Here is a 25,272-nt window from a genome sequence, read left to right on the forward strand (position 1 = left end):
GGTGCTCAAGGTGCCAGAGCGGGCGCCAATGCGGGTGCCAATTCGCGCGCCAGTGCGATAAAGGCGTTGGTGGCCGGCGTATTCTGGCGCCGGTCGCGCACCGCCAGGCCGACCTTGCGGCTGACGGGCGGATCCAGCGGTAGCGCCACCAGTTGCGGGTACTGGTCGGCCAGGCGCTGCGGCAGCGCCATCTGCGCCACGATCGATACGCCCGTGCCGCGGCTGACCATATCGAAGATGGTGATCATCTGGCTGATATGGTAGGGCACATGCGGCGTCAGGCGGGCATTGGCAAACAGCGGCTCGATCAGGTGGGCGCAGCCGGCCTCGGACATGATGAACGGGTCCATGCACAGCTGCGCCAGCGTGACGGCTGCCTGGCCGGCCAGCGCATGGCTGCGCGGCAGCAGCGCCATCATCTGGTCTTCCACCAGCGGCACCGTATCGAAGCGCTCGTCGGGCAGCACCAGGAATCCCACATCGACGCGCCGCTCGCGCAGCCACTGCAGCACTTCATGATCGGCACCTTCGTCGATGCGCAGTTCGATGCCCGGATAGCGGCGGGTGAACTGCGCGGTAATGACCGGCAGCAGATTCAGGGACGAGGTGGCGCCAAACGAGCCGATGCGCAGCGTGCCCTGGCGCTGGCCCAGCACATCGGCCGCTTCCTGGCGCATCGCTTCGGACAGGCCGAGGATTTCGCGTGCGCGCAGCAGCAATTGCCGGCCCACTTCGGTCAGGTCGGCCGAGGCCTGGTGGCGCACGATCAGGTCCACCCCCATCTCCTTTTCCAGCGCCTTGAGCGCATGCGAGACGGCCGACTGGCTGATGCCGAGCCGGGTGGCGGCAGCGGAAAAGCCGCGCAGCTCGGCCACCAGCGTAAAGATTTCCAGTTGGGTAAAAGTCATGGCGGAGCCTGTATGAGTAAATGCTCATTATTTCATGAGTTGCTATTAGTATTAATATATAAGCTTACCTCCCGCCGCGCAAGCGGCTTTGACCGGATGGCTTACCCATACTTCCTATGCGCTCATCGACTGTTGTTCCTCCCGCCACCGTCTCCGACACTTCGGTCCCGCCGGTTCCGCTGGTCTATATCAAACTGCTGTTCGTGGCCCTGTTCTGGGGCGGCACCTTTATTGCCGGTCGCGTGCTGGCCCAGCAGATGCCGCCGATGACGGCCGCCAGCGGACGCTTCGCCGTGGCAGTGGTGCTGCTGGTACTGCTGGCCTGGAAGTTTGAAGGCGGCCTGCCGCGCCTGTCGCGCCGCCAGCTTGGCACCACTGCCGCGCTGGGGTTGACCGGCATCTTTTTGTACAACCTGTGCTTTCTTGCAGCGCTGTCGCGCATGCCGGCCGGGCGCACCGCGCTGTTCGTGGCGCTCAACCCGATCGTCACGGCGCTGGCCTCGGCGCTGCTGTTTCGCGAGCGCCTGGGCTGGTTCAAGTGGCTGGGCATCATGCTGGCGTTCTGCGGCACGGCCATCGTCATTACGCATGGCGACCTGGCCGGCCTGCTCCATGGCGGCGGCGTCGGTGCGGGCGAACTGTTCATGTTTTGCGGCATTTCCAGCTGGGCCGCCTACACGCTGATCGGCCGCATGGCGCTGCGTGGCCTGTCGCCGATTGCCGCCACCACCTATGCCGCCATGTGGGGCCTGGGCTTTCTGCTGGTGGGCGCCGCGTTCGAGTTTTCCAGCGTGCCGTGGCGCAGTTATGGCTGGCAGGTGTGGGCGGCCATCGGCTACCTGGGCGTGTTTGGCACCGTGATCGGCTTTGTCTGGTACTACGAAGGGGTGAAAGCACTGGGGCCGTCGCGCACGTCGGTGTTCAACAACCTGGTGCCGGTATTTGGTATTGCACTGGCGGCAGCGCTGCTGGGCGAACCGGTGCTGGCGTCGATGCTGGTCGGTGGGGCAGTGACGATTGCCGGCGTGGTGATGACCAACCGGCAATCAAAGTGATTAGTTTGCGCGGCGGCGCTTGGACGCCTTGACCGGCGCCTTCTTGTGGCGCTTGGCCTTGGCGGTGGCCTTGACGGTCGCTGCAGTGCGCGCCACCCGTGGTTCCTCGATGCCGTTTTCGGCTGCCAGCAGGCGGCGGATATTGACCGCATCCATGGCGCGCACCGAGTTGGCGCGCGCGTTGAGCAGAATCATGGTGGCGAACTTGCCGGCCGACTTGATGCGCATGATCAGGCAGCGGCCCGCTTCGTTGGTAAAGCCGGTTTTCGACAGGCCGATATCCCAGCCCTTGGCGCCGACCAGGCGGTTGGTGTTGTGGTATTCCACATCGCGGCCCTTGATCTGGATCACGTCTTTCGAGTCGGTGGTGATGCGGCTGATTTCCGGATAGCGCGAAGCGGCAACGGCCATCTTGACCAGGTCGGCGGCGGTCGACTGGTTGTTCGGCGACAGGCCGGTCGGCTCCTCGATCACCGTCTGGTGCATGCCCAGCGCCTTGATCTTGGCGTTGACGGCCACCGCAAAGGCGGTCGGGCCGCCCGGATAGGTGCGCGCCAGCGAAGCGGCGGCGCGGTTATCGGACGACATCAGCGCCAGCTGCAGCACATCGTGGCGCGACAGGGTGGCGCCCACCGGCACGCGCGAGGCGCTGTGCTTGAGGGTGTCGACATCGTCCTGGTCGATGCTGATCTCCTCCTTCATGTTGGCTTTCGAGTCGAGCACCACCATGGCGGTCATCAGTTTGGTCAGCGAGGCGATCGGCACCACCACGTTGGCGTTTTTTTCAAGCAGGACTTTGCCCGTGCCGTCTTCGACTACCAGGATGGACTGGGAGCCGAACGGCACGGCGATGGCGGCTGTGGACAGCGTCATCAGTACCGCGGCGAACATTTTTTTGAGCATGGGACAGTATGTGGAAAAGCAGTTTTGGGGCGTCAACAGGGCACGCAGCGCGCGAGAACACGGAAGATGTCGACAGATGCGACATGTGTCTCCAAGGCAATATGCCAAGCATAGACGATACCATCAACAAGACGCGCATGTCTATGCTGCACGGGCTGCAGTCACCCCATTTCGGCCTCATCGCTGAAAAATAAGCACTGCGCGGCCTGAATTATTGCCTGACTGAAAATTGTTGAGCCGTCGGCTGCAAGTGATTGATTTCGATACGGAAACTTCGTATGATTTCCGCAATATTGATCGAACTGATGCTGCTGCTTCGTCACTGGTGCCTGCCATCTCGTGCTTTGTCGCCTGGCCATGGGCGGCGCGCGAGCCTCGCCGTAGACTGCCTGCATACTTCAAGCACAAGGAGAACGCAGCATGTGGAAACGATTTAAAGCATGGTATGACGGGCTCGAAGCCGAGCAGTTGCTGGTGCTGGTGCAGCCGGAGCAGGCAGAACACGTGAAGGGGCGGGTGCGCCGGCACATTGCCCGGCGACTGGCCAGGCTGACGCCGATCGAGCGCGAGCAGCTGCATGATTTTTCGGTTCGCTACACCGGCAAGCGCCTGTATATGGCGGCCTTGAAAATGCTGCTGGTGTTCAGTGTGATCGGTGTGCTGGTGCACCTGATGCTGCCCACCAAATTCAGCTGGTTTTCAGCCTTGATGCTCAGCAATTGTGCTGGCTTCGGCCTGGCTTGGGGTGTTGTCGGCGTCTGGTTCAACTATCGCAAACTGGTACTTAACAAGTTCAGGACTGCAGCCTTGATCTTGCTGCCTTGCTGCGTGGGTGCGCTGACCGGGATATTGCTGGCCTCATTTTTTAACGGCGGCCAGCTGTCGATCGAACGCATGGCGCGTATCGGCGGCATTGCCTTGCTGGTGGCCGGCCTGTTTTACATGCTGCCCGTCGGCATCGTGGCTTTCTGGCGCAACCGCCAGCATGAAGCCTTGCTGCAAAGGCTGCAGCAGGAAGCCGAGCGCGAGCGCCTGGCGCGTGAATTGAGCGAGTCGCAGCTGCGCCTGCTGCGCGCCCAGATCGAGCCGCATTTCCTGTTCAATACGCTGGGCGCGGTGCAGCAGCTGGCCGAGCAGGGCGCGCCAAAGGCGGCAGCGCTGACGGCCGATCTGATCGCCTTTCTGCGCGCCAGCCTGGCCGAGATGCGCAGCGAACAGGTGGCGCTGGGCAGCGAATTCGAAATGGTCGGCGCTTATCTGCGCGTGATGCAGGCGCGCATGGGCAGCCGCCTGCGCTACCGCATAGAATTGCCGCCGGAGTTGTCGCAGGTGATGGTGCCAAGCATGATCCTGCTGACGCTGGCCGAAAACGCCATCAAGCACGGTATCGAGCCGTCGCTGCGTGGCGGTGAGGTATGCGTATCGGCCAGCGTGGTCGATGCACAGCTGCGCTTGCGCGTATTGGACACCGGTGTCGGCCTGGCTGCGCCCGGGCAGGCGAGCACCGGCGGCGGGCTCGGGCTGGACAATGTACGCCGCCGCCTGCAGCTTGCCGGCAGCGGCAGCCTGCTGCTGCGCGACGGCGAAAGCGAGGAGGGCGGCGTGATTGCCGATATCGTCCTGCCCGCACCATCCCCGATAACTTCAGAAAAGAGTGCCACATGACCCCGACCGTGTTGATTGCCGAAGATGAACCGCTGATGCGCGAGCGTTTGTTGTCGCTGCTGGCCGCGCACTGGCCCGAAGCGCAGGTGGTGCTGGTGGCCGAAAACGGCAACGACGCCTGGGACGGCTTTCTTGAGCATGAGCCGCAGGCGGTGTTTCTCGATATCCGCATGCCCGGCCTGTCGGGCCTGGAAGTGGCTGAGCGCATCGGCAAGCGTGCCCATATCGTGTTTGTTACCGCGTACGACCAGTATGCGGTCGACGCGTTCGATGCCGGGGCGGTCGACTACCTGCTCAAACCGGTGCAGGCCGAACGCATGGAGCGCGCCGTCGGCCGGCTGCGCGACAAGCTCGGCGCGCAGCCGGCCGACATGGCCGATCTGCTGCAGTCGCTGCGCGCCGCCTTGCCAGCGGCGCCGCGCGAAAAAATGAAATGGATCAAGGCCAGCGTCGGCAAACAGATCCGCCTGATCGATATCGACGATGTGCTGTTTTTCCAGGCCGACACCAAATACACGCGCGTGGTGCTGGCCGGCTTCGAAGCGCTGGTGCGCACCCCGCTCAAGGACCTGCTGGGCGGCCTCGATCCACAGCAATTCTGGCAAATCCATCGCGGCACCATGGTCAACGTGAAAGCCATCGAAGCGGCCGAACGCATCGACGCCGAGCGCATGCAGGTGCTGGTGCGTGGCTGCGCGGAGAAGTTGCCGGTCAGCCGCACTTTTACGCATTTGTTCCGGGATTAATGCAGCAGTTCGCCCAGCACCTGTTGCAAACGATGATGGAAGGCGGCAAAGCTGGGCATGTCTGAAGCTGCGGCTGCATTAAAGTCTACGCCACGCATCCACTCGGCCAGTTCAGGCGCGCTTTTCTCGCCACCGAGCGCACGTGCCAGCTGTGCCTTGGCTGAGTTTGGCGCATCATCGTTGCCAGGCACCTCTTCACACTTTACGCAATGCTGGAACGCGGGTTTCTTTGCCGCACACAGCAGCCAGGCTTCCGATTTGGGATTGGGCAGTATCGGCACGCCACGGGGGAACTGGGCGCGGTGAAAACCGTCGAGCATGGATTTCCATTTTTGGCCCCATAGCGCCGACGAGTCAGCACGCATTTTGTCGTGGTCGCGAAACAATACCGTCAGCGCCTTGTCGCCTGAGTCTTTCTCTATCGCTAGGCTCGCATGTCCCAGTATCAAGGCATTTGCATGGAAGTAGCCTGTCTCCATATCATGCTTCTTGCCCGGCAAAATCATGCTGCGCCGGTCTTTCTTGCGCTCGGTAGCCAAGTCAATAAGGCGAGCCTTACTGATAAATTGGATTCCGTCGGCGTGATCGGATAGTGCATAACCGAGCGCAGGGGTGATCAGCTGATCCAGTAATACTGCGAGCGGCCCCGGCTGAAAATCGTCGCCACTGCAATGCCCCTGTGCATTGGTGCAGCAGCCGAGATCGCTGGGCCCCTCGCCGCTCAAGATCAGTATCATGCGGCAGCTCTCTTCGACGTAGGAATTTTTTTGGACTTCTCTCCGACCTCATTGTTTGCTTTGTCTTGCTTGTCGAGTTCAACACACACAGCTGTCAGTGCCACCAGATTGGTATCGACGAATGCTTCACCCGGCCCCATTAGTTCGAGTTTTTCGCCAATTCCAGGCAACGAGAAAAAAGGCCGTACACGCGTGTAGCCTTCAGGCGTCTTGTAGACAAACTGTACGGCCTTGCGCGCTACGTCGTCAGCAAGATAATTCAGAATCATGGGGTTATGTGTCGTTACAAGAATCTGCTGTTTTGCATTAACTAGCAAATCTACCAGCTTTTCAACTATTTCTGGATTTACGCCGTTTTCCACTTCATCGAACAGCAACATTGCATCTTCGCCGATGGTTTGTGCCAGCATCGCGAGCACACGCAGCAAGCCGTCATTAATATGACGTACCTCGGTCTCCACTTGTTTGCTGTCAAAATTTTCAATAATAGATAGACGTTTCCAGCCACCCTTAGTTGGTGAAGATTTGAAATCACTCACATATGGATAAAAATTGCGCAGCAATTCCAGTAAATGCTGTTTGTCGCCTCCTTTGATTGAATGAAGATAAGCGGACAGCTTTTCGCCACCGATGCCAATGCTTTCAGCGTTGTCGCGTGTACGCTGACGCATCAGATGAGGAGATAGCAATTCTAGTGAGCGAATATTGCGGAGCATGTCGCGCAGGCTCTTTAATTCAAGTCCCAGCTCTGTATCTCGTAGCTGAGATAAGAGAGAGCCTTGATAATTAAATACAACAGGTATCGGATCTTCATTTTTCATCCGATATTGCCTGTCTTTTAGCAGGAAGATTTCCTCGGCTTCTCCATCTTTTATATCTTCAAGTAATGATGCGATCTCTGTTAAGCAAGAAAGCTCTTTTCGATTTAATGAGCTTGACCAAACAACGATTTCTTTTCTATTTTCAAGTTGAATTGCGCTAGTAAAAGAAATATTGCTTGAGGAGACTAATTTCGATGCTATATCTGCTTTGTCCCAGTTTCTTGATATTAGCCATTCGTCAATTTTTCCGCTCATTAACTGTGAGGCAAAATCAAAAGCTTGAAGAATAGTGGTTTTTCCCGCGCCGTTCAATCCGATTAAGACCGTGAACTTTGGGAGATGGATTTTAAATTCCACTAATGATTTAAAATTAGATACTCCTAGGTATTTGATCATTTTTTATTGCCTATTTAATAGTTCGAAAAATCCATACGGTGATGAATTTCAGCTATTGCCATCATCCCACATCGCTATCGATACGGGTAGCAGGCACGGCAAGATAATTGAGGTCACAGGGTGGCGTAGCCGGCCCTCGGAAAGGGCCGTGCGGGGAGGGGAACTTACTGAATCTTGGCAATCGACACTTCCGTCGACTTGACCAGCGCGATCACTTCGCTGCCCACTTTCAGGTCCAGGTCCTTGATCGAGCGCGTGGTGATGACGGAGGTGACGATGCCGTGCGGGGTTTCCACGTCGACTTCGGAGACCACCGAGCCTTCGATGATTTCCTTGATCTTGCCACGAAACTGGTTGCGTACATTGATTTCGGTGATAGCCATGGTCCGTCCTTTTGCTGGGAGATGCGCCGACAGGCGCGACAGGGACAGATTAAGGCCTGAGGCGGCATTTGCAAACGAATCGATCTGCATACCCATATGCAAAAAATCGCCTGGACATTGCTGTCAGGCGATTTTTCATATAAAGACAAGTGGCTTACTTTTGATAAATCTTGTCGAACTCGCCGCCGTCGTCAAAGTGCTTCTTTTGCGCCTGCTGCCAGCCGCCAAATACTTCGTCGAGCGTAAACAGCTTGATCGGCTTGAAGCTGGCGGCGTATTTTTTCGCTACGGTTGCCGAGCGTGGGCGCAGGAAATGCTGGGCGGCCAGTTCCTGGCCCGGCTCCGAATACAGGTATTGCAGGTAGGCCGTGGCTTCCTTGCGGATGCCGCGGCGGTCGACGACCTTATCGACCACGGCCACTGGCGATTCGGCCAGGATGGAAATGCTCGGGTAGACGACTTCAAAGTTGTCGCCGAACTCCTTGCGCACCAGTTGCACTTCGTTTTCAAACGTCACCAGCACATCGCCGATTTCACGCTGGGTGAAGGTGGTGGTGGCGCCGCGGCCGCCGCCGTCGAGCACCGGCACGTTCTTGAACAGGCGCGTGACCAGGTCGCGCGCCTGGGCTTCGCTGCCGCCTTTTTTCAGTGCATAGCCCCACGCCGCCAGATAGGTGTAGCGGCCATTGCCCGAAGTTTTCGGGTTCGGCACGATGACTTTGATGCCGGGCTTGGCCAGGTCGTCCCAGTCCTTGATCTGTTTGGGATTGCCTTTACGCACCAGGTAGACCATGGTCGAGTAGAACGGCGCCGAGTTGTTGGGAAACTTCTTGGCCCAGTCGGCAGCGACCAGGCCGCGGTCGGCCAGCAGGTCGATATCGTTGGCCTGGTTCATCGTGACCACCGACGCTTCCAGCCCGTCGGCCACCGAACGCGCCTGTTTGCTCGAACCGCCATGCGACTGCTTGATGGTAATGGTCTCGCCGGTCTTGCTCTTCCAGTCGGCAATAAAGGCAGGGTTGACGTCCTTGAACAGTTCGCGCATCACGTCGTACGACACGTTCAGCAGCACCACCGGCTCGGCAGCGCTGGCGGCGATCGGCATGCCGGCAGCAAAGCCCAGGGCCAGGGTGCTGGCGATCAGCCAGCGGCGGGTACGACTCGGAACGGCGGGGTGTGTGGGCATGGTCAACTCGTGTTGTGAGAATAGAACCGTATAGTCTAAAATTCACGCCGCATTGGGAACGACTATTTCGTAATATGCTTAGATAGCAATGCCACGGGCGGCTGCCGCGCGACAGGAAACAGATATCGATTTTTAAAAACATTCGTGGGCAAGACGCGCTGCACCGCTTAGGCTGCAAGGGGCTGCAGGGCGTAAACAGCGCCACGAAAAACCTGATCGCGTCGCTTGGTGTATAGTCGGGCCGTTCGATACACGGTTTGCGCCGCTGCATCGGCAACTGGAATAATTTGTGAGCGTACATGAGTCTTGAAATTCGGATTGCAACATCGGGCGATGCGTTCGAGGCCTGCAATGTGTTACGACGGTCTATCGTCGAATGTTGCAGCCTGGACCACCGGAACGATCCGGCCATCCTGGAAGCCTGGCTGGGCAACAAAACCCCCGAGATGGTGGCGTGCTGGTTCGCCTCGCCCACCAACTTTGCGCTGGTGGCCGTCGATGCGGACGCCGTCGTTGGCGTGGCGCTGTTGACGCGCGCCGGCAAGCTGGCCCTGTGCTATCTGCTGCCTGAAGCGCAGCGGCGCGGCGCCGGCAAGGCGCTGGTGGAAAAACTCGAAGTGCAGGCGCGCGAATGGGGCATCAAGGCGCTGCAATTGCACAGTACGGCCAGCGCGCAGGCCTTTTTTGCAAGGCTCGGCTATGACGAAGCGGGCAATGTACGTTCGCCGTATGGCGTGGAAACGGTGTTTTGCTGGAAACAGCTCGATCCCGACTGTACCGTCAGCGGCACGGCCAGGCGCAAGCGTTTCTGTAACTGCAACAGTTCGGCTTGAGCTCGCCCGGGCTTCACATCACAATTGCAGTTTAATAGCTGATCTGGATATACACGGCGCGCTGTGGCGCAGCTTCGGCCAGTACGGCGCCGCCGGCAAACACCTTCAGTTCTCCCGGCGCAAACGCCTGCCACGCTTCATTTTGCGTCAGCGGGTGGGTGGCGATGACGGCCATGCGGTCATCGAGGTGGTTGTGCTGGCGAAAATCGATGCTGCGTTCGCAATCGATCAGCTGCGCCACCGAAAACGGGTATTCGCGGATCACATAGTGCAGGTGGGTCGAGCAGTGGGCAAACAGCCGTTCGCCATCGGACAGGATAAAGTTGAAGGTGCCGTGCGCGGCGATGTCGCGCGCCACTTCTTCAATGGCCGTGCGCAACACGGCATGTGATGGTTCGCCACCGGGAAAGCACGCCTGCAGGGTATTGAACAGGTGGCAGAAAGCCTGTTCGCTGTCGGTGTCGCCGCTGGCCTGATAGGTGCCACCGGAGGGGGCGCGCCAGGTCTTCAGGTCGCCGTTGTGGGCAAATGACCAGGTGCGGCCCCACAGTGTGCGTGCAAACGGATGCGTGTTTTCCGGGGCAATACGGCCTTGGGTGGCCTTGCGGATATGCGCCACGGCATTTCTGGCCTTGACCGGATTGCGCTGCAACTGCGCGGCCAGCGGCGAATCGATGGCGGCCAGGTGATCGGTCAGCAGGGTGCAGCCGTCGCTGCCGTGCAAGGCGATGCCCCAGCCGTCGCGATGTTCGTCTGTGTCGCCGCCGCGCCGGGTAAAGCCGGCAAAGGAGAAGTCAAGGGCGGCAGGCTTGCTGCTATTCATGGCGAGTAACTGGCACATGTGAATCTTTCTGCTCATTACGATACGCTGTCACAGTAACGGCTGCGGCCAGCGCATGAAACGATTGTTTGCTCATATGCATATGCATACGGCTGGCGCCCGTCCATATTTGTTTCCCGCATAATGAATGGCGAAAGCATTCCTTCTGTCGCAACAGGCAGTGCCGTAATCTGCATGCTTTGGCGCCGCTGTCGCAAAACGATGGCGGTGCAGCACAGCAAGGAGCAAGCATGCCATTTCCCATCCTGAACAATTACCTGGCCCGCCTGTCGCATCAGACTCAGGCCGGCACCAGCGTCTGGCTCGATGACGAGGGGCGGGCATTGGGCCGTTTTTTCAACTGCACCATGACCAGCGCTTTCCAGCCCCTGCTTGAGCTGGGCGAACCTGACGATGCCGATGGCGGCCACCGCGTCATCGCTTATGAAGGCCTGGCACGCAGCGTATCGAGCGCCGACCAGGGGCTGTCGCTGTGGCGATTGCTCGACCATGCGGCCAGCGACGACGAGTCGGTGGAACTGGACCGGCTGTGCCGCATGTTGCATGCCATTAATTTCTTCCGGCAGAGCGAGGCGGGCCAGGCCGACCTCTACCTGAACGTGCATGACCGGCTGCTCAGTGCGGTCAGCAGCAACCACGGCCATGCCTTCCAGCGCATACTCGAGGCGCTGGGCCTGCCTTTGGCGCGCATCGTGCTGCAGTTGCCCACGGTGACGGCCAACCAGGGCTGGCTGCTCAACTATGTGGCCGACAATTACCGCCGCAACGGTTTTCGGCTGGCGCTCAATGTCAGCAATGTTACCGAAGCGGACAGTGTGCTCGAACGCCTGCGCCCGCACAGCATCAAGTTCGATGCCGGCAATCTCGGCGACGAGGCGGCGCTGGCCGGTTTCCTGATACGTTGCCATGCGGACGATATCCGCGTGATCTTCAAGCGCCTCGATACGCCCGCAGCGCTGCAGGCCTTGCAGCGCATTGCGCGCGTAACTGGCTTGCCGGTGGTGGCGCAGGGTCATTTGCTTGGCCAGCCGCACAGTGCGCTGGCGCAGGTCCGGCATGGACAGGATGGCAAGAATTTGGTGTTTCCAGCAGCAGCCTGAGCAAAATTTGGCTGGCACGATTGCGTGCAGGGTTTTTCTTCACAGCACAATCGGCTATAGTATCCGCATCGAGATATTGGACTGACTATGGCATCGCGCAGAAACTTTCTCCAGCACGGCATGAACCTGGCGGCTTTGGGCCTGGTATCGGCGCCGCTTATCGGCTGCGCCACGCGCAGCGCCACACCCCCCATGGCGTCGGCCGGCGCCGCGCCGCGTCCACCCGCCAAGGCGGTGCCGCCGGCGCCGAAGACCGCAAGCCAGGTGGCAAGCATTAACCGCACGCCGGGCGCCAACGCCGGTGGTCCGCGCGCCGCACCGATCACCGAACTGGAACCACCACCCGATATTTTCGACGCGCAAATCCTCGACCTTGATTTCTGGGTCATGCCGCGCACGCTCGAAGTGATACGCCCGGCCAGCAACGAGAAGGGCAAGCTGCTGTACTGGAAAGATGGCGAAGTCATCGATTCGGCCTACCAGGAACTGTGCCATCTGCTGCGCGACGTCAACGGCAAGAAAACTGCCCCGATCGATCCCAAGCTGCTTGAAACGCTATGGGGCACGCAGGCCTTCGTGGCCCGCTACGGCATCGTGCAGCCGCTGGAAATCCTGTCGGGCTACCGCACGCCGGAATCGAACAGCAAGCTGCGCGAAGCGGGCGTGCCGGCGGCGCGCCAGTCGCTGCACATGTCCGGCCGCGCTGCCGATATCCGCGTGGCCAACCTCAATTCCGAAGTGTTGGGCACGCTGGTGCGCAGCTTCAAGCAGGGCGGCGTGGGCTTTTACTACCGCGCCGGTCCGCGCGGCGGCTGGATCCATGCCGACACCGGCCTGCAGCGTACCTGGAAGGGCTGATTCTTCCGGCCCGCGCGATGAAGCTGGCAAGCCAACATATCGAACTGTTCCTGGCGGTGGTTGACGGCGGCTCGTTTGCCAGCGCAGCGCGCGCCCTGCGGCGCGCGCCGTCGGCCATCAGCATGGCCATGGCCAACCTGGAAGCCGAACTGGGCATCGTGCTGTTCGACCGCGGCGCACGCGAGGCCGTGCCGACCCCGGCGGCGCTGGCGCTGCTGCCACATGCGCGCCTGGTGGCCGGGCAGCTGCAGCAGCTGCACCTGCATGTGCAAGAGCTGGCGCAGGGCCTGGAGAGCCGCATTTCACTGGGGCTCGCGACCGAGCTCGATCCGGCGCCGTTTGTGCGCGCGGTAGCGGCGCTGTCGCAGCGCTATCCCTTGCTTGATATCGAAGTGCTGAGCGCGCCGCAGGACGATCTGCGCCAGTTGCTGGCAAGCGGTCGCATCAGCGCCTGCATGGTGTTCGGCGGCGGGCGCATCAATCACCGCGAGCAGTTCCAGCTGGTCGGCAGTGACGCCCTGGTGGCGATCGTTTCTGCCCTGCATCCGCCGGCCCAGTCCACGCATGCCCCGATGTATATCGAAGAACTGGTCAACCTGCGCCAGATCGTGGTGGCCAGCCGCGAGCTGGAACTGGCCGACGCGCGCCCGCTGGTGGGCCTGTCGCACTGGCGCACCGACAGCCTGCCGATGGCGCTGGCGATGGTCGAGGCGGGCCTGGGCTGGGGCAATTTTGCGCAGTCGGCGATTGCCGCGACGCTGGCCACCGGCCGCGTGCGCCGGGTGGCTTTCAAAAATACCGGCAACGGCCTGCCGCTGCCGATACACCTGGTGTGGATGCAGGACCGGCCGTTGGGCGTGGCCGGTCGCGCCTTTCTTCAGTTGCTCGCTGCCGGTGCGCCCTGACCGGGCTGCGCCTGTGGTTGCGCCTTCGGCTGCTGCGCTGACAGCGGCACGTCGAACAGGCGGTCGAAGATGTAGTTGAAGATAAAGCTGTAGCAGGGAATGATCAGCATCAGCGCAAAGTCGAGCACGAACGCCTGCCACAGGCTGATAGCGAGCCACCAAGCGATCAGCGGGATCAGATACACCACTAACGTGATCTGAAAGCCGATCGCATGCACGATGCGGCGCCACACGGTGCGCGTGCGCGACACCTGGCGCACCTCCCAATATTCGAATGCCATGTTGTAGAGCAGATTCCAGGTCACGGCAATGCTGGTAATCATGAGGGCCAGCGGCCCGGTGCTGGTGGGCGACTCGCCCGACAGCAGCGTCAGCCAGGCGGTGGAAATGGCCATGCCGATGATTTCAAAGGCGGTGATATAGACGATTCTGCGTTTGATGCCTTGCATAAGGTGCCCGTAAAATAAAGTGGACACGATTTTAGGTCAACAAGACTGATGATTGAAGTTGATAGCCATCAGTTTTTTTGATCGATTGCTTTGATGCATACCGAACAGCACGCGTAGCGGCGATAATGACGCTTTGGCGGACCTGTCGGTTCGCCTCACACGGACAGGCAAGAGGGCAAGCACATGCAAGGCGCAGCAGAGAGCACGAATGGCAACAACGATCTACCTGACACGGCCGACCAGGCGCCGGCCAAACCGCGCTTCCGGCCGCGGCCGTGGGAGCACCTGGCCACGCCGTATGACGTGGAGGTCTGGATAGACGAACACAACCGCAGCATGCAGGACAATATCAGCGCCAGCGAGGCCGGCGTCGGCATCTGCTTCACGCTGGCCGAGGGCGGCGAAATCTATATGCAGACCAGCGCCGACGGCGCGGTGATACTCGACGTCACCGCCGATGCCGCCTGGGTAGCGCCGTTGATCAGCGCGGCAACCGGCTGCGAAACGCCGGCCTCGTCCTTGTGGATTTTGCCTGATGATAAGCTGATCCAGTTGATCTTCGGCATGAGCAGCCTGGTGGCCAGCACGCTGCTGGTGGTCGGCCATGATTTCGGCCTGCGCCGGCGCACACAGATGCGTTGAGCGGCCGGCCCTAGCGCGGTGCCGCTCAGGCAGCGGCTGTCGCTCCAGAGCCACGGCGCAGCCTGGTTCGCCAGGTGCGCACGGTTCTGCTGATGGTCTGCCTGATGCCAAAGCTGATGCTGCCGCCCAAAACCTGCGTGAGCTGCCTGGCTTGCTTCCTGCGAAATGCCGCCCGCTCCTGAGCAGCCATGATGTCGCGAATGGGCGCTGGCATTCCTGCCCGGGCCATGACTGCCACTACTTCTTGCCATGGATGGAACAAGGCGTTCAGCAGCGTAGTTTGAATTTCTTTGCGAAAACGGTAGCCCTGTCGCAGCGGAAGCTGGTAGGTATCCTTGACGATGCCGATATAGATATGGCACATGGCGATGTCAAAGTGCATCTTGCCGGTATCGTTCAAGCCCTGCTCGGAAAAATATCGGCGTGCGGGCAGCAGGGCGGTAGACAGTTCAAGAAAAGTCCGTAGATTGCCGGTCTTGCTGATGCTGCCATCACGCTGGCGATAATTGATCAGGCAATGTGGTAGATAGTAAAGATTGTTGCAGCTATCAAGTAACTGAGGCATGGCCGTGACGTCTTCATACACGCGTCCTGGCGGGAAAACAGGCATGGTGTGCTGCAGATAAATGTCGCGGCGGAAAATCTTGGACCAGACGAACATATGGCATTCGTCAAAATACCTGTTGCGTATCTCATCTTTGCTGGTGGTCAGCACGTCCGGCATGAAACCGCTGGTAATGCGCTTGTTTTTTGATTCGCGCTGCGGGTGCCAGAACTGCAGATCGCATGCAATGACATCAGGATGCGCCTCGACGATGACTCGATCAAGCGCGTCGAGCGAACCGGGCAGCAGCAGGTCGTCACTGTCGACGAAAACAATATATTCGCCGCGTGCTAGTGCCAGGCCCTGGTTGCGCGCTGCAGCAACACCTTGGTTGCGCTGTTCGAATAAAGTGATGTTCAGATCGCTGCGGTTCTGCTTGAGCGTTTGCAATGCAGCAAGCGTACCATCGGTCGATCCATCGTCAACGAAAATGAGCTCGTGCGTGGCACGCATCTGCTCGGTAATGGAAGCGAATGTTGCCCCTATATAGTCCTGGACGTTATAGGCGGGAACGATGATGCTAAGTGAAACATTCTCGGTCATAAAGCACTTGTAATAAAGTAAAACGCTATCTTGACCGATCTGCTTGCACTTGTGAAATAGTATTTTTAACGCATTGACCAGCACTGCCTGTGAACAGCAGCGCCTTCTAGCGCAATCCCAGCAGTGCGATCACGCGCTCGCGGCTGATGCCCACCAGCGCCGAACTGATGGCCAGCAGCGATTCATAGCCTGGTGTGGTGGCCGTTTCATTGAAGCGCTGCGCCAGCGTGTCGATGCCGGCCGGCACTGGTGCCGGCTGCGCGCTGTCGACGCGGGTGGTGGCCTGGGCCAGCGCCAGGCTGACCGAGTCGCGCGCCTGCTGCACGTGCGCCAGCGCCTGCACCACTTCATGCAAGGTGGCGCGCAGCGCTTCGAGGTCGCCCGTGTCCCATTCTTCCGGCGCAATGGCCGGCGGTTCGACATCGGTCTTGACGCGGTTCATCTGCCCGGTCGGGAAGCGAATGCCGCCGCCGCGCACCGACAGGCTGTCGCGTACGCCGGCCCACGAGGCTTCCGGCGTGCTGAAAACGATCTGCCCCTGGTCACCCTTGCGCACGCGGATGTTCGACGCCAGCAGTGCGCGGTCGAAACGGGCAATGATCTCTTCTTCGCTCAGGCCCGGTTCGATGTTGACCGAACGCAGCGACTGGCTGGCGCCACCGACGGAAAAGGCCAGCACTTCCTGCGGGCCTTCCTGCAGGCTGGCCATGGTCAGGCCGCGGATGGTAAAGCTTTGCTGCGCGGTTTTCGGGCTGCTGTAGCTGAGCTGTGCATCAAGCGTGCCGCCCGAGGCGCTGGCGCGCTGGCGCCAGGTATTGCTGAACTGGCGCACGCGCGCTTCCACCTGCCCGTCGCGGCCCATGCGTGCGGCCAGCTTGGCGGCCAGTTCGCTTTTCAGCGCCTGCAGCTGGCTGCTGCTGCGTTCCAGGTAGTCGAGTGTCTGCTGCGCATTCGAAATTTCCCCCTGCAGCTGATGATCCCAGTTGCTCAGGCCGCGCTTGAGCGGCGCAGCAGCGCCCGAGCCGGCAGCGCCGTCGGCGCGTGCGCCGCCACGGTCGACGCTGTCGCCTACGCGGGTAGAATCAGTGCCCTTGGTGGCGATACCCGAAGAATTGGGAAGCTGGGAAATCTGCATGGCGATCAGAGAATATCAAACAGGGACATGGAGCCAACCTTGCCAAACGCCTTGTAGGTCGCTTCCAGCGCGGTCTGGTAGCCGGTCAGTTCGATTGCCGCCGCGCCCATGTCGGTCGATTTCAGGGCCAGCAGGGCGGTGTTGTTCGACAGCGATACATTGTCGAGGTTGTTGTCGAGCGTGCTCAGGATGTTCTGCGCGCCGCCGAAGATGGCAATCTTGCCCGACAACAGTTCCATGCCGGCATCGGTGCCGTCGAGCGCATCGGTCACAAGAGTGCGTACGCCAGGCGCGGCCGGGTCCAGGCCAGGTTCGCTGAGCTTGTCGATCAGCACATCGATCTTGTTGAGCCACACTTCGAGCTGCTTGACGTCGACGTTGGCGGCCTGATTAATGCCGTTGCCGACCACCACCAGTTGCTCTTCAGTATTGCCGTCATAACTGTAGCGCGAACCGGCCGGGACGGTCGGATCGGCGCTGACACCGATCGGCGCCTTGTCGGTCGCCGTGCCGGAAAACATGTAGCGGCCTTCCTGGTCTTTCAGGTTGGCGGTAAACACCACGCTGTCGCGCATGGCGCGCAGCGATTCGGTCATGGCCTTGAGGTCGCTTGGCGCATTGCTGCCGTCGGCGGCCCACACCAGCAGGTCACGCGCCTGGCCCATGTCGGTCACCATGCTCGACAGATAGTTCTCGTTCTTCAGCAAGCGCGTCTTGACGGTGGAAATATTGTCCTTGTACTGCGTGACCATCGCCTGCTCGCGCGTCAGGCGCGAAATGCGCACATTGCCGATCGGATCGTCCGATGGCAGCTGGATGCGCAGACCCGACGACATCTGCTGGGTCAGGTAATTGATCCGCTCCTGGTTCTGCTGGATCGATACATTGATCAGGGTTTGATACTGGCTGCTGGCGACACGCATGATCTGCTTCCTTAATTCATCATTGCCAAAGTGGCTTCAAACAGGGCGTTGGCCACTGAGATGACCTTCATGTTGGCCTGGTACATATTCTGAAATTCCACCAGATTCATCGCTTCTTCGTCCTTGTTGACGGCGCTGGTGGACTTCCAGTCATTGATCGCCTGTGTGCGCACGGTATCGGCGGTGGCCAGCAATGCCTGGTTCTGCTGGCTGGCAATACCGAGCTTGCCAACGAGCTGCGTGTCGGCGTCGCTGATCAGCACCGAACCTACCCAGTCGACGGTGATCGGCTGGTTCTTGATGTCGATCAGCATTTGCAGATTGGTGCTGTCGCCGGCGGCGCCGCCGGCCTTGGCCAGTGCCAGGTCGGCAGCAACGAAGTCCTTGCTGATCGACACATTGCCGTCGGCATAGACGAACAGCGGCTTGCCGGCGGTGCCGGCCATGGTCTGGCCGGCCGCCAGCTGGGCATTGAGCTTGTCGGTCAGGCCCTTGGCCAGGTCTTGCAGCGAGTTCTGCAGCGGCTGCAGGGTATTGTTTTCGAATTCGCCGAGCCCGCCGATCTGGCCGCCAACGGCCACGTTGTCGAGCGTAAATGTCGAATTGGCAAACTGCAGCTTCATCACCTGCGCGCCGGAAGCACTCTGGGTGCTGGTCATGTTGCCGGCCATCGAGCCGATCACCAGCGGCTGGCCGCTCTTGAGCGAGATATTGATCGCGCCATCGGGTTGGGTATTGACTTCGATGGCCATTTGCGCGGCCAGGCCGTCGATCTGCTGGTCGCGCGCGTCGATCAGCGCCGACACATTGGTGCCGGCCGCGTTGGCGGTGGAAATGCGTTCGTTGAGCGAAGCGATGTTTTGCAGCGCAGTATTGGCTTGCGGCATCATCGCGGCGCGCTGCTGATGCACCGACAGCACCTGGTTGCGCATCACATTGTTGATGCTGTTGAAGTGCTGGGCCATGGCGTCGGCCGAGGTAATGATCTGCTGGCGCAGCGGGGTCGAGGTCGGATCGACGGCAGCGGCGTTCAACGCCGTAAAGAAACCGTCGATGCCGTTGCTGATGCTCGATTTTTCATCGCCCATCACGCGTTCGAGCTGGGTCAGGTAAGGCTGGGCCTGCGAGCGGAACCCCTGATCCGACGCCGTGCGCCACATCTGCTGGCTTTTATAGGCATCCGAGAAACGCATCAGCGCGCCGACTTCAACGCCATTGCCGGCCGAGCGCACACCGGCGCCTGCGCCGAGTGAGGTCAGCAATACACCCTGGCGGGTATAACCCGGCGTTTGCAGGTTGGCGATATTCTGGCTCGCTGCGCCCAGGGCAGCTTGCGCAGCGATGCTGCCTGACAAGGCATTGCTGATGATGCTCATGCGTCACTCTTTCGTGGTAAAGGGGAGGCATGCCTTGCAGGCACGCCAATTTCATTGCACTCAGGAATTTAAAGGCGACGCTTTATATTGATTTATTAAGTCCTGGTGCAAGATTGTCCGATTTGAGATCGATTTTCTTTGCCGCCGGCATTGCAGCGGGCAATAACTGGCGCACAATTGCATCGGCAATGCCGAAGGCGCGCTGGCCGGCCATCTTGTCGGCGACCAGGTTGTCGGCCAGTTCCAGCATGTCGGCATTGACCGGGTCCTTGTAGACGCTGTCGTCGCCCGCCATTTCGCGCGTACCCGAACGCATCTGGCGCAGCATGTGCGAAATGAAAAACGCTTCGAACTTGACGGCCGCCTCGGTGGCCTTGGCCGCGTAGCGCGGGTCGGCCGGGGCGGCAGCTTCAGGCGATTTGTCATCGAGCGCCGAGGGCAGGGCGCTGCTGCTGTCGTTGATCTGCATGCGCGTCCTTTAGATGACCACCAGTTCGCCTTCGATGGCGCCGGCCTGGTCGAGTGCCTGCAGGATCGCCATGATGTCGTCGGGCGAAGCACCCAGGCTGTTGACGACGTCGACAATCGCCTGCAGCTTGGCGCCGGCAGGCCACAGGAACATATTGCCGTTGCCCTGGTCGACCGAGACTTTTGACTGCGGCGTGACAGTGGTCTGGCCACGGCCCAGCGGTGCCGGCTGGCTGACGGCCGAACTTTCCGAAATGACCACCTTGAGCGCGCCATGCGTGACCGCTGCCGCTTTCACGCGCAGGCCTTCGGCGATCACCACCGTGCCGGTGCGCGAATTGAACACCACCTTGGGCGTGTCGGCGCCGACATCGACGCTGAGCGCTTCCAGCTTGGCCATGAAGGCTACGCGCTGGGTCGGGTTTTCCGGCGCCAGTACTTCCACGCTGGTGGCGTCGCTGGTGGTGGCTACCGCGCCGAAGCGACGGTTGACGGCCTCGACAATGTTGATGGCCGTTTCGAAATGCGGACGGCGCAAATTGAGCGTCACGGTCGGCTTGCTGGAAAAATCGCTGAGGATTTCACGCTCGATATTGCCGCCATTGGGAATGCGGCCCGACGTTGGGGTATTGACCGTGACGGACGAGCCGCTCTTGCCAGTGGCGTTCAGGCCGCCCACCACCACATTGCCCTGCGCCAGCGCATAGACTTCACTGTCGGCGGCGCGCAATTCGGTCAGCAGCAGGGTGCCGCCGCGCAGGCTCTTGGCGTCGCCCAGCGAGGACACTGTCACATCAATGGGCTGACCACGGCGATAGCCGGGTGGAAATATGGCGCTGACCATCACTGTGGCGACGTTCTTGCTTTTCGCTTCGGCGCCGTCAGGCAGCTTGACGCCGAACTGCTTGAGCATATTGACCACCGACTGGCTGGAAAACTTGACCTGGGTGGTGTCGCCGCTGCCGTTCAGGCCGACCACCAGGCCATAGCCGACCAGCGGATTTTCCCGCACGCCTTCGATGCTGACCAGGTTGCGCAGCACTTGCGCGGCCGTGGCCGGCAGGGCCAGGGCGCACAAGGCGGCCAGCAGGGCGCACGCGGGCAGGGCGGAACGTAATTTCATGATGTCACCTTAGAACGGCATCCATGGACCGACGAAAAAGCGTGTCAGCCAGCCTGGAGTATTAGCTTCGGCCAGGGTGCCCTGGCCGGAATAGGCGATGCGCGCGTTGGCGATGCGCAGCGACGAGACCTGGTTGTTCGAATCGATATCGGCGGCGCGCAGGTAGCCGCGCAGGCGCACGAATTCTTCGCCCTGGTTCAGCGTCAGGGTTTTTTCTCCCTGTACCCGCAGCAAACCGTTCGGCAGCACTTCCTGCACGATCACGGTAATGGCGCCGGACAGTGCATTTTGCTGGGTGCTGGTCGAGTCGCCGGCGAAGTTGCGGTCGGCCGACAGGTCGATACCGGTCTTGGGAAAGGTCTTGCCGAGGATATTGGCCGCCTGCACGCCCACCGACGAACCCTTGTTGAAGGAGGTGCCGGCTTTCTTGCTGGCCTGGGTGGTTTCCTGCAGCGCTACCGTGACCACGTCGCCGACGCGAAAGGCGCGGCTGTCGGACGTGAGCGACATGCCGCCATCGGCGCGGAAGACGCCGCCGGCCACGCCGGTGCGGCTGCTGCCGCGCGGCGCCACCAGCGGCTCTTCGGAAAATGTCGGGGCCACCGGCGCTGGTGGCTTGCTGGCGCAGCCGGCCATCGCCAGTACCGCGACCATCCCCAGAGCGTTGCTGATCGCGCGCATCAGCGTGCCGCTTGCGCCAGGTACTGCAGCATATTATCGGCGGCCGACAGCACCTTGGTGTTCATTTCATAGGTGCGCTGGGCTGCGATCATGTCGACCATCTCTTCGACCACCTGCACGTTCGAGCCTTCCAGCGCGAATTGCTTGAGCTTGCCCAGGGCGCCGGTGCCCGGATTGCCTTCGGTCGGCGCGCCGCTCGAAGCCGTTTCCTGGAACAGGTTTTCACCGAGTGCCAGCAGGCCGGTCGGATTGACAAAGCTCGACAGTGTCAGCTGGCCCAGCTGGGTGCCGGCCACGTTGCCCGGCACGGTGGCCGTGACCATGCCGTTTTCGCCGATGGTCACGCCCGAGGCGTTGTTCGGCACGGTGATCTGCGGCACCAGCGGCAAGCCCTGGGCATTGACCAGCACGCCGTTTTCATTGATGCCCAGCTGGCCGGCGCGCGTGTAAGCGGCTTCGCCGTTCGGGCGCAGCACCTGAAGGAAGCCGTTGCCGGTAATGGCCACGTCGAATTCGCGGCTGGTCGTTTGCAGGCTGCCGGTGGTAAACACCTTTTGCGTGCCGACCATATGCGTGCCGTTACCGAGCTGCACGCCCGATGGCGTCAGGGTATTGTCGGCACGCTGGGTGCCCGGCTGCTGTTCAACCTGGTAGAACAGATCCTCGAACACCACGCGATCGCGCTTGAAGCCGACCGTATTGACGTTGGCCAGGTTGTTGGCGATGGCTTGCAGCTTGGCGTCTTGCGCCTGCACGCCGGTCTTGCTGATCCACATTGCTGGATTCATATCTTGCTCCTGATTATTTCATCTAGCCGGCTTACGCGCCGAGCAGTCGGTTGCCCGATTCGGTCATCGAATCGCTGGCCTTGAATACTTTCATCTGCAGCTCGAAACTGCGGTTCAGGCTCATGGTGGCCACCATTTCCTCGACTGCCGAGACGTTGCTGCCTTCGAGGTGGCGGTCGCGCACGCGGATGGTCGGATCGGCCTGCAGATCCTCGCCATTGCGCGCCACGATCAGGCCCGCTTCATTCTTGGTCAGCTCGGCCGTTTCGGCGTTGACCAGCTTGAGCTTGTCCACCGTCTGCATCTGCGCCGTGCCTGGCACCTGGATTGAAATGGTGCCGTCGGTACCGATCGACAGGCTGGTGTGCTCGGGAATGTTGATCGGCCCGCCTTCGCCCAGTACCGGACGACCGTTCAGGGTCAGGGCGCCGGTTTCATCGAGATCCATGGCGCCGGCGCGCGTGTAGGCCTCGCCGTTTTGCCATTGCACCGTGAGAAAGCCGTTGCCGGTGATCGCCACATCGAGGTCGCGCCCGGTTTCCTTGATGGCGCCGCTGCGGGTAGTGATGGCGCTCGACTGCGTCTGCGCCATATGGCGGTCGTCGTAGCCGTAACCTTTTTCCGCCTGCTGCGCCGTCGATACTTCCAGGTTCGCACGAAAGCCGCCTGTTTCGATATTGGCCAGGTTGTTGGCGTGTACCTGTTGTGCCCGCAGGGCACGGTCGGCCCCGCTCATGGCGGTATAAATCAGTGCATCCATCGTGCTTTACCCTTAGAAGTATCGGTGCTTACAGTGCCTGCATCAGCGACTGCAGCATGGCGTTCTCGGTCGACAGGACCTTCGAGTTGGCCTGGTAGTTGCGCTGCGACGTCATCAGGCCGACCAGTTCGGTGGTGATGTCGACGTTCGACTGTTCCAGCGACGCCACCGCCAGCTTGCCGGCCATGCCCACGCCCGGACGCTCGTACAGCGGTGCGCCGGAAGTGGTCGAGGCGGTCCAGCTGGTGTCGTTGACGGCCGTCAGCGCGCCTTCGTCGGCAAAGTTGGCCAGTGCGATGGTGCCCACATTCTGCTTTTCGCCGTTGGTGTATTTGGCCACGATCGAGCCGTCTTCGGCCAGTTCCACGCCGGTATAGGTGCCCGAAGCATAGCCGTCGGACTTGTTGGTCGAGGTGGTGGCTTCGCCGGCGTACTGCGTCGTTTCGGTGTAGTCGAGCTTGAAAGCCAGCGCTGCAGCGCCCGAATTGGCGATCGGGTCGGCCATGTCGATGCCGTCAAACACCGGCTTCCAGTCCGGGCCCTTGACGGCTGGTGCGGTTGGTATATTGTTGGGTGGGTTGCCGTTGACGGTGGCCAGTTGGCCATCGGTGCCGAACTTCAGCACCACGCTCGCTGGCGTGGTGGTAACTTTGTCGTCGAGCGTGTAGTGCACGGACATGGTGCTGTTGTCGTTCTTGACAAAATACTGGTTCAGCGTGTGCTTGGCGCCCAGCGAGTCATACACCACCGACACCTTGGCGCTGTTGTAGGTCGACAGATCGTCCTTGTTAAAGACGCTGGTGGCCGGTTTCGGCGTCCATTCCGACGACATATTGGCCACGTAGGTCAGGTTGCTGGTGGCCTTGGCCGGAATCTGGCCGGTTGGAATCTTCATGTCGCCCATGGCGCCCAGGGTATTGCTGCCGGCCACGGCGGCGGCGTAGCCTTGCACCATCTTGCCGTTCGAATCGACCAGGTAGCCGCTGTTGCTGGCGCTGAAAATACCCACGCGGCTGTAGGTCAGGGTGTTCTGTGCATCGCGGCTGACGAAGTAGCCGCGGCCATCGATGGCCGCGTCGAGCGAACGGCCGGTGTTGAGCACGCCGCCGTTGACGCTCATGCTTTGCGTGGTCGAGCCGATTTCCACGCCGGTGGCGCGCGAGCCTGCGTACATCGACGAGAAGTTGGCGCGGCTGCTGCGGAAACCGTAGGTACCGGCATTGGCGATATTATTACTGGAGGCGGTCAGCTGCTGGTTGATGGCCTGGATGCCGGACAGTGCGATATCGAAACTCATGGTGCATTCCTTTAGTGAAGGACGGGTTTAATCGGGTTGAAAAGCAATGGGCGTTACAGGCACATCAGGAAGTTTTGCCGTTGAATCCGGTAATCGCACCAGGGCTGACTTCACCGAGGTTGGCGACGTTGAGGATCATGCTGCCGCTGGCCGACAGGCGCACGCTCGACAGCTTGCCGGCGATGTCGATCGACGGTTTTTCATTGCTGCTGGTGCTGACCGACATGGTGTAGGTGTCTGCCGGCAGGCCCAGCGCTTGCGGATCGATGCTAAAAGGCACGGTGCCGGCCGACTTGGCGCCCAGCTCGATCGTGTATTCCTTGTCGTTGCTGCCCTTTAAGGTCAGGGTGGTCTTGCTGCTGTTCGAGGACAGCGCCATGGTGCCATTGACCTTGCTGCTGTCGAGTTGCACGCTGCTGGTGTTGACCATCACTTCCGAGCCTACCTGGGCGCCCAGCGCCAGTACCTGCATGCTTTGCAGCACGCTGGCGTTGGCGCTGGTCAGCGTGGACAGGTTCTGCATCGCCTCGGTCTGTGCCTGCTGCGTCAGTTGATTGACGAACTGGCTGGGATCGGTTGGCGAGAGCGGGTCCTGGTTGCGGATCTGGGCCACCAGCAGCTTGGTAAACATGTCCTGGGTGGCATTGTTTTGCGAGGCAACGGTATTGCTGGTGCTGCCATTGCTGCTGGTATTGTTTGTAAAGAGGGATGTTTCCATGGCTTATGCTTCACCTAATTTGAGGAGCGACTGCTGCATCGACTTGATGCGGCCCAACACTTCGACATTGGTCTCGAAGGCGCGCGAGGCCGACATCATGTCGGTCATCTCTGCCACCTGGTTGACGTTCGGGTAGTACACCATGCCGTCGGCGTCGGCCATCGGGTGGCCCGGCTCATACACCTTGCGCAGCGGCTCGTCGCTTTCCACCACGTCAAGCACCTGTACCCGACCACCGGCGCCGGTGGCGCCAGCGCCGTCCATCACGGTGCCGAACACCGGCTTGCGCGCGCGGTAGGTTTCGCCCTCGGAGCCAGCGACTGACTCGGCATTGGCCAGGTTGCTGGCGATGGTATTCAAGCGCACGGTCTGCGCTGCCATGGCCGAGCCGGCAATCTTGGAAATATCCTGGAAGCTCATGCTGGTCC

Annotated in this window: 28 protein-coding genes; 8 read left to right on the forward strand and 20 right to left on the reverse strand. The window is 60.7% G+C overall.

What is annotated here, in order from left to right; all coding sequences use genetic code 11:
* Positions 1-5 precede the first annotated feature (5 nt).
* Positions 6-908, reverse strand: coding sequence for a LysR family transcriptional regulator (locus GCM43_RS04230; RefSeq protein WP_152242265.1), 903 nt, complete (start codon positions 906-908; stop codon positions 6-8).
* A 116-nt stretch (positions 909-1,024) separates the two neighbouring features.
* Here GCM43_RS04230 and GCM43_RS04235 point away from each other — a divergent pair, with 116 nt between their 5' ends.
* Positions 1,025-1,963 (forward strand): DMT family transporter, encoded by a 939-nt coding sequence (locus GCM43_RS04235; RefSeq protein WP_152242266.1) that lies wholly within the window; start codon positions 1,025-1,027, stop codon positions 1,961-1,963.
* On the opposite strand, the gene GCM43_RS04240 is transcribed toward GCM43_RS04235, so the two are convergent.
* Positions 1,964-2,866, reverse strand: coding sequence for a serine hydrolase (locus GCM43_RS04240; protein WP_152242267.1), 903 nt, complete (start codon positions 2,864-2,866; stop codon positions 1,964-1,966).
* 420 nt (positions 2,867-3,286) lie between these two features.
* Here GCM43_RS04240 and GCM43_RS04245 point away from each other — a divergent pair, with 420 nt between their 5' ends.
* Complete coding sequence (locus GCM43_RS04245; protein ID WP_152242268.1) at positions 3,287-4,531, forward strand: sensor histidine kinase; 1,245 nt, start codon at positions 3,287-3,289, stop codon at positions 4,529-4,531.
* Positions 4,528-5,277, forward strand: a complete 750-nt coding sequence (locus GCM43_RS04250; protein WP_152242269.1) for a LytR/AlgR family response regulator transcription factor — start codon at positions 4,528-4,530, stop codon at positions 5,275-5,277. The genes GCM43_RS04245 and GCM43_RS04250 overlap by 4 nt, the downstream gene beginning before the upstream one ends.
* Here GCM43_RS04250 and GCM43_RS04255 read toward each other — a convergent pair.
* The 4 genes from GCM43_RS04255 to GCM43_RS04270 form a co-directional block, all read right to left on the reverse strand.
* Entirely contained in the window at positions 5,274-6,014 is a 741-nt protein-coding gene (locus GCM43_RS04255) for a hypothetical protein (RefSeq protein ID WP_152242270.1), read from the reverse strand. The genes GCM43_RS04250 and GCM43_RS04255 overlap by 4 nt on opposite strands.
* The gene (locus GCM43_RS04260) at positions 6,011-7,231 is read right to left on the reverse strand and encodes an AAA family ATPase (protein ID WP_152242271.1); all 1,221 of its coding nucleotides are present in this window, start codon (positions 7,229-7,231) and stop codon (positions 6,011-6,013) included. The genes GCM43_RS04255 and GCM43_RS04260 overlap by 4 nt, the downstream gene beginning before the upstream one ends.
* Positions 7,232-7,395: 164 nt before the next feature.
* Positions 7,396-7,614 (reverse strand): TOBE domain-containing protein, encoded by a 219-nt coding sequence (locus GCM43_RS04265; RefSeq protein ID WP_065306463.1) that lies wholly within the window; start codon positions 7,612-7,614, stop codon positions 7,396-7,398.
* A gap of 154 nt (positions 7,615-7,768) precedes the next feature.
* Positions 7,769-8,800, reverse strand: coding sequence for a sulfate ABC transporter substrate-binding protein (locus GCM43_RS04270; RefSeq protein ID WP_152242272.1), 1,032 nt, complete (start codon positions 8,798-8,800; stop codon positions 7,769-7,771).
* 299 nt (positions 8,801-9,099) lie between these two features.
* On the opposite strand from GCM43_RS04270, the gene GCM43_RS04275 reads away from it, so the two are divergent.
* Positions 9,100-9,633 carry a GNAT family N-acetyltransferase gene (locus tag GCM43_RS04275; protein WP_152242273.1) on the forward strand — a complete coding sequence of 178 codons (534 nt, stop codon included), beginning with the start codon at positions 9,100-9,102 and terminating at the stop codon, positions 9,631-9,633.
* Between the two features lie 31 nt (positions 9,634-9,664).
* Here GCM43_RS04275 and GCM43_RS04280 read toward each other — a convergent pair whose 3' ends face one another.
* Positions 9,665-10,474, reverse strand: coding sequence for a class II glutamine amidotransferase (locus GCM43_RS04280; RefSeq protein ID WP_152242274.1), 810 nt, complete (start codon positions 10,472-10,474; stop codon positions 9,665-9,667).
* 230 nt (positions 10,475-10,704) lie between these two features.
* Between GCM43_RS04280 and GCM43_RS04285 the strand changes: the two genes are divergently transcribed.
* From GCM43_RS04285 to GCM43_RS04295, 3 genes are all read left to right on the forward strand, one after another.
* Positions 10,705-11,574: an EAL domain-containing protein gene (locus tag GCM43_RS04285; protein WP_152242275.1), complete on the forward strand. Its 870-nt coding sequence runs from the start codon at positions 10,705-10,707 to the stop codon at positions 11,572-11,574.
* Positions 11,575-11,661: 87 nt separating this feature from the next.
* Positions 11,662-12,432, forward strand: a complete 771-nt coding sequence (locus GCM43_RS04290; protein WP_226929312.1) for a YcbK family protein — start codon at positions 11,662-11,664, stop codon at positions 12,430-12,432.
* A gap of 17 nt (positions 12,433-12,449) precedes the next feature.
* Entirely contained in the window at positions 12,450-13,337 is an 888-nt protein-coding gene (locus tag GCM43_RS04295) for a LysR family transcriptional regulator (RefSeq protein WP_152242276.1), read from the forward strand.
* Here the strand turns inward: GCM43_RS04295 and GCM43_RS04300 are convergent.
* Positions 13,310-13,786, reverse strand: coding sequence for a PACE efflux transporter (locus GCM43_RS04300; protein ID WP_152242277.1), 477 nt, complete (start codon positions 13,784-13,786; stop codon positions 13,310-13,312). The two genes, GCM43_RS04295 and GCM43_RS04300, sit on opposite strands and share 28 nt — an antisense overlap.
* Positions 13,787-13,969: 183 nt before the next feature.
* Between GCM43_RS04300 and GCM43_RS04305 the strand changes: the two genes are divergently transcribed.
* Complete coding sequence (locus GCM43_RS04305) at positions 13,970-14,428, forward strand: hypothetical protein (RefSeq protein ID WP_226929313.1); 459 nt, start codon at positions 13,970-13,972, stop codon at positions 14,426-14,428.
* Between the two features lie 25 nt (positions 14,429-14,453).
* On the opposite strand, the gene GCM43_RS04310 is transcribed toward GCM43_RS04305, so the two are convergent.
* The 12 genes from GCM43_RS04310 to flgC form a co-directional block, all read right to left on the reverse strand.
* Positions 14,454-15,575: a glycosyltransferase family 2 protein gene (locus GCM43_RS04310; protein WP_152242278.1), complete on the reverse strand. Its 1,122-nt coding sequence runs from the start codon at positions 15,573-15,575 to the stop codon at positions 14,454-14,456.
* 106 nt (positions 15,576-15,681) lie between these two features.
* Entirely contained in the window at positions 15,682-16,710 is a 1,029-nt protein-coding gene (locus GCM43_RS04315; protein WP_226929314.1) for a hypothetical protein, read from the reverse strand.
* Positions 16,711-16,715: 5 nt separating this feature from the next.
* Positions 16,716-17,633: a flagellar hook-associated protein FlgL gene (flgL, locus tag GCM43_RS04320; protein ID WP_152242279.1), complete on the reverse strand. Its 918-nt coding sequence runs from the start codon at positions 17,631-17,633 to the stop codon at positions 16,716-16,718.
* An 11-nt stretch (positions 17,634-17,644) separates the two neighbouring features.
* Complete coding sequence (flgK, locus tag GCM43_RS04325; RefSeq protein WP_152242280.1) at positions 17,645-19,009, reverse strand: flagellar hook-associated protein FlgK; 1,365 nt, start codon at positions 19,007-19,009, stop codon at positions 17,645-17,647.
* Between the two features lie 82 nt (positions 19,010-19,091).
* The gene (locus GCM43_RS04330; RefSeq protein WP_152242281.1) at positions 19,092-19,478 is read right to left on the reverse strand and encodes a flagellar biosynthesis protein FlgJ; all 387 of its coding nucleotides are present in this window, start codon (positions 19,476-19,478) and stop codon (positions 19,092-19,094) included.
* Positions 19,479-19,487: 9 nt separating this feature from the next.
* The gene (locus GCM43_RS04335; RefSeq protein ID WP_152242282.1) at positions 19,488-20,600 is read right to left on the reverse strand and encodes a flagellar basal body P-ring protein FlgI; all 1,113 of its coding nucleotides are present in this window, start codon (positions 20,598-20,600) and stop codon (positions 19,488-19,490) included.
* Positions 20,601-20,609: 9 nt separating this feature from the next.
* Entirely contained in the window at positions 20,610-21,281 is a 672-nt protein-coding gene (flgH, locus tag GCM43_RS04340) for a flagellar basal body L-ring protein FlgH (RefSeq protein WP_152242283.1), read from the reverse strand.
* Positions 21,281-22,069 (reverse strand): flagellar basal-body rod protein FlgG, encoded by a 789-nt coding sequence (gene flgG, locus GCM43_RS04345; RefSeq protein ID WP_193315533.1) that lies wholly within the window; start codon positions 22,067-22,069, stop codon positions 21,281-21,283. The genes flgH and flgG overlap by 1 nt, the downstream gene beginning before the upstream one ends.
* A gap of 31 nt (positions 22,070-22,100) precedes the next feature.
* Positions 22,101-22,829: a flagellar basal-body rod protein FlgF gene (gene flgF, locus GCM43_RS04350; RefSeq protein ID WP_152242284.1), complete on the reverse strand. Its 729-nt coding sequence runs from the start codon at positions 22,827-22,829 to the stop codon at positions 22,101-22,103.
* 28 nt (positions 22,830-22,857) lie between these two features.
* Entirely contained in the window at positions 22,858-24,126 is a 1,269-nt protein-coding gene (locus tag GCM43_RS04355; RefSeq protein ID WP_152242285.1) for a flagellar hook protein FlgE, read from the reverse strand.
* A gap of 64 nt (positions 24,127-24,190) precedes the next feature.
* Positions 24,191-24,844 carry a flagellar hook capping FlgD N-terminal domain-containing protein gene (locus GCM43_RS04360; protein WP_152242286.1) on the reverse strand — a complete coding sequence of 218 codons (654 nt, stop codon included), beginning with the start codon at positions 24,842-24,844 and terminating at the stop codon, positions 24,191-24,193.
* Positions 24,845-24,847: 3 nt separating this feature from the next.
* On the reverse strand, positions 24,848-25,264 hold the full coding sequence (flgC, locus tag GCM43_RS04365; protein ID WP_152242287.1) for a flagellar basal body rod protein FlgC: 417 nt from the start codon (positions 25,262-25,264) through the stop codon (positions 24,848-24,850).
* Positions 25,265-25,272: the final 8 nt, after the last annotated feature.

Origin of the sequence: Janthinobacterium aquaticum (assembly GCF_009208565.1) — a bacterium.
Classification (GTDB): domain Bacteria; phylum Pseudomonadota; class Gammaproteobacteria; order Burkholderiales; family Burkholderiaceae_D; genus Janthinobacterium.

Bases quoted from the DNA above. Each gene is read 5' to 3' on its own strand.
- GCM43_RS04230 (WP_152242265.1), bottom strand. From the start codon at position 908: ATGACTTTTACCCAACTGGAAATCTTTACGCTGGTGGCCGAGCTGCGC.
- GCM43_RS04235 (WP_152242266.1), top strand. From the start codon at position 1,025: ATGCGCTCATCGACTGTTGTTCCTCCCGCCACCGTCTCCGACACTTCG.
- GCM43_RS04240 (WP_152242267.1), bottom strand. From the start codon at position 2,866: ATGCTCAAAAAAATGTTCGCCGCGGTACTGATGACGCTGTCCACAGCC.
- GCM43_RS04245 (WP_152242268.1), top strand. From the start codon at position 3,287: ATGTGGAAACGATTTAAAGCATGGTATGACGGGCTCGAAGCCGAGCAG.
- GCM43_RS04250 (WP_152242269.1), top strand. From the start codon at position 4,528: ATGACCCCGACCGTGTTGATTGCCGAAGATGAACCGCTGATGCGCGAG.
- GCM43_RS04255 (WP_152242270.1), bottom strand. From the start codon at position 6,014: ATGATACTGATCTTGAGCGGCGAGGGGCCCAGCGATCTCGGCTGCTGC.
- GCM43_RS04260 (WP_152242271.1), bottom strand. From the start codon at position 7,231: ATGATCAAATACCTAGGAGTATCTAATTTTAAATCATTAGTGGAATTT.
- GCM43_RS04265 (WP_065306463.1), bottom strand. From the start codon at position 7,614: ATGGCTATCACCGAAATCAATGTACGCAACCAGTTTCGTGGCAAGATC.
- GCM43_RS04270 (WP_152242272.1), bottom strand. From the start codon at position 8,800: ATGCCCACACACCCCGCCGTTCCGAGTCGTACCCGCCGCTGGCTGATC.
- GCM43_RS04275 (WP_152242273.1), top strand. From the start codon at position 9,100: ATGAGTCTTGAAATTCGGATTGCAACATCGGGCGATGCGTTCGAGGCC.
- GCM43_RS04280 (WP_152242274.1), bottom strand. From the start codon at position 10,474: ATGTGCCAGTTACTCGCCATGAATAGCAGCAAGCCTGCCGCCCTTGAC.
- GCM43_RS04285 (WP_152242275.1), top strand. From the start codon at position 10,705: ATGCCATTTCCCATCCTGAACAATTACCTGGCCCGCCTGTCGCATCAG.
- GCM43_RS04290 (WP_226929312.1), top strand. From the start codon at position 11,662: ATGGCATCGCGCAGAAACTTTCTCCAGCACGGCATGAACCTGGCGGCT.
- GCM43_RS04295 (WP_152242276.1), top strand. From the start codon at position 12,450: ATGAAGCTGGCAAGCCAACATATCGAACTGTTCCTGGCGGTGGTTGAC.
- GCM43_RS04300 (WP_152242277.1), bottom strand. From the start codon at position 13,786: ATGCAAGGCATCAAACGCAGAATCGTCTATATCACCGCCTTTGAAATC.
- GCM43_RS04305 (WP_226929313.1), top strand. From the start codon at position 13,970: ATGCAAGGCGCAGCAGAGAGCACGAATGGCAACAACGATCTACCTGAC.
- GCM43_RS04310 (WP_152242278.1), bottom strand. From the start codon at position 15,575: ATGACCGAGAATGTTTCACTTAGCATCATCGTTCCCGCCTATAACGTC.
- GCM43_RS04315 (WP_226929314.1), bottom strand. From the start codon at position 16,710: ATGCAGATTTCCCAGCTTCCCAATTCTTCGGGTATCGCCACCAAGGGC.
- flgL (WP_152242279.1), bottom strand. From the start codon at position 17,633: ATGCGTGTCGCCAGCAGCCAGTATCAAACCCTGATCAATGTATCGATC.
- flgK (WP_152242280.1), bottom strand. From the start codon at position 19,009: ATGAGCATCATCAGCAATGCCTTGTCAGGCAGCATCGCTGCGCAAGCT.
- GCM43_RS04330 (WP_152242281.1), bottom strand. From the start codon at position 19,478: ATGCAGATCAACGACAGCAGCAGCGCCCTGCCCTCGGCGCTCGATGAC.
- GCM43_RS04335 (WP_152242282.1), bottom strand. From the start codon at position 20,600: ATGAAATTACGTTCCGCCCTGCCCGCGTGCGCCCTGCTGGCCGCCTTG.
- flgH (WP_152242283.1), bottom strand. From the start codon at position 21,281: ATGCGCGCGATCAGCAACGCTCTGGGGATGGTCGCGGTACTGGCGATG.
- flgG (WP_193315533.1), bottom strand. From the start codon at position 22,069: ATGAATCCAGCAATGTGGATCAGCAAGACCGGCGTGCAGGCGCAAGAC.
- flgF (WP_152242284.1), bottom strand. From the start codon at position 22,829: ATGGATGCACTGATTTATACCGCCATGAGCGGGGCCGACCGTGCCCTG.
- GCM43_RS04355 (WP_152242285.1), bottom strand. From the start codon at position 24,126: ATGAGTTTCGATATCGCACTGTCCGGCATCCAGGCCATCAACCAGCAG.
- GCM43_RS04360 (WP_152242286.1), bottom strand. From the start codon at position 24,844: ATGGAAACATCCCTCTTTACAAACAATACCAGCAGCAATGGCAGCACC.
- flgC (WP_152242287.1), bottom strand. From the start codon at position 25,264: ATGAGCTTCCAGGATATTTCCAAGATTGCCGGCTCGGCCATGGCAGCG.